The 2,047-nt window shown below is 39.4% G+C and carries 2 protein-coding genes and 2 tRNA genes; 2 read left to right on the top strand and 2 right to left on the bottom strand.

Translation table 11 applies throughout. The annotated features are described in order from the left end of the window. Nucleotides 1-198: 198 nt before the first annotated feature. Nucleotides 199-1,047 (bottom strand): bifunctional methylenetetrahydrofolate dehydrogenase/methenyltetrahydrofolate cyclohydrolase FolD, encoded by an 849-nt coding sequence (folD, locus tag J536_RS23895; protein WP_002115552.1) that lies wholly within the window; start codon nt 1,045-1,047, stop codon nt 199-201. 152 nt (nt 1,048-1,199) lie between these two features. Between folD and J536_RS23900 the strand changes: the two genes are divergently transcribed. Next, nucleotides 1,200-1,273, top strand: a tRNA-Cys gene (locus J536_RS23900). Nucleotides 1,274-1,284: 11 nt separating this feature from the next. Further along, nucleotides 1,285-1,370: transfer RNA gene (locus J536_RS23905), tRNA-Leu, on the top strand. Nucleotides 1,371-1,781: 411 nt separating this feature from the next. Here J536_RS23905 and J536_RS23910 read toward each other — a convergent pair. Continuing rightward, the gene (locus J536_RS23910) at nt 1,782-2,045 is read right to left on the bottom strand and encodes a DUF5713 family protein (protein ID WP_228130729.1); all 264 of its coding nucleotides are present in this window, start codon (nt 2,043-2,045) and stop codon (nt 1,782-1,784) included. Nucleotides 2,046-2,047 lie beyond the last annotated feature (2 nt).

Here is a 2,047-nt window from a genome sequence, read left to right on the forward strand (position 1 = left end):
GAATTTTTAGAATAACCTTCGGTTGGACCTACTTTTCTTTCGGGAAAAGTAGGCAAAACCATTGTCATCCGCAAAACTCGGCAGATACTCTCTAGAATCGAAAGTATCGCAGAAACATTAAATTTTTAACGTATTTCTGCCTCAAACAATTGCGGATGACGGTTACGCGTATCAAATAACAGCCTAGCGTTAATTAAATTAACCTAAAGCTTTTTCAGCAGCTTCTACAGTTTGACGAATCAAAGTTGTAATAGTCATTGGACCAACACCACCCGGTACTGGTGTGTAAGCAGAAGCAATTTCTTCAATACCTTGTAATTGAATATCACCTACACCGCCGCCATCACGAGGATGGAAACCAGCATCTACAACCACTGCACCTTGTTTAATCCAATCTTTTTGGATAAGTTCAGCTTTACCAACTGCACCGACAATAATATCGGCTTGTTTCACAAGCTCAGGTAAGTTTTGTGTGCGTGAATGGCAAATCGTTACTGTTGCATTGGCTTGCAAAAGCATCATTGCCATTGGTTTACCTAAAATTGCAGAACGGCCAACCACAACCGCATGTTTACCAGCAATTTCGATATTGTTTTCTTTTAAAATGGTCATGATGCCAGCAGGAGTCGCTGAACCATATGCCGCTTCACCCATAGCCATACGGCCAAAACCAAGACAGGTTACACCATCAACATCTTTAGCTAATGAGATTGCATCGAAACATGCACGCTCATCAATTTGCTCTGGAACTGGATGTTGTAAAAGAATGCCATGTACATCTGGGTTAGCATTAAGTTTTTCAATTTCAGCTAATAATTGTTCTGTTGTCGTTTCTTGTGGCAATTCAATTTTTAAAGAATCCATGCCTACTCGACGGCAAGCATTTCCTTTCATGCGTACATAAGTTGCAGATGCACCATCATCCCCAACTAAAATAGTCGCCAAAATTGGGGTACGACCTGTTTTAGCTTTTAAAGCTTCAACACGTACTGACAAATTTTCTTCAATTTGCTTTGCTAATGCGCGACCGTCTAAAACCAATGCCACAGCACATCTCCAAGGTAGACATGAATTTAATGTGCCAATAATACATGATTATTTGGACAAATTTATTCTAGATGTTGCTTTTATGTTCATCTTATCTCAAAACAGTATTGTTTTTTTTGTAAAGGTTGCTAATATGTGCATCACCAAATGTAGGCGGGGTGGCAGAGTGGTCATGCAGCGGACTGCAACTCCGTGGACGCCGGTTCGATTCCGACCTCCGCCTCCAAATTTGGTAAAGCCCGGGTGGTGAAATAGGTAGACACAGGGGATTTAAAATCCCCCGCCCACAAAGCGTGCCGGTTCGAGTCCGGCCCCGGGCACCATTTTCAAATATTGAATTTGGTGCTACAAAGAATCCAGCGTATGCTGGTTTTTTTATGCCTAATCAAAATGAATTTTATGATAAGAATATTATTACTCGTTTGCACTACCCTTTTTATAACAAAGGTTTACGCCACAGATCTTTTCTCTGGTACCCTTTCTTTCAAAGACAACCATTGGTATTTTTCACGTTGCTCTATTACCAGAGATGATTATTTAGTTAAAGCACCCGAATAGATAAATTTAAAACGCTGGAACAAAAACGAGAAACTTATTGAGTCAGTTTGTTAGCGGACGCAGATTATCAAGAGAATGGTGTTTTAATTTTAAAAGTTAAAAAAATAGACGAAATACATTTAAAGGCATCTTGCCACTTATTAGATGCATTTGAAGATATTGAAAATCGAGAGTAATCACCACTCTCGATTCATAACCAGCTCTTCCATTTCTAGATCTAAATATCCAGCTTCCTGTGCTACCATCATCATTGCTTCAGCAATATAGTCAGCAGCACTATCATCTAAAGAAGAATCTAGATCTTCGAACTGAGGTTTCATCTCATTAATTTCAATTACAGTTTGATGAGCATATCGATAGATATCCTGCTCAGCTAAGGCAGGCTTCTGAACTTTTTTAGCAAATTGTTCAATGAGCTGCTTGAGTTCAGCGACCAAAATAT

Origin of the sequence: Acinetobacter sp. 809848 (assembly GCF_000581275.1) — a bacterium.
Taxonomy (GTDB): Bacteria; Pseudomonadota; Gammaproteobacteria; order Pseudomonadales; family Moraxellaceae; genus Acinetobacter; species Acinetobacter pittii.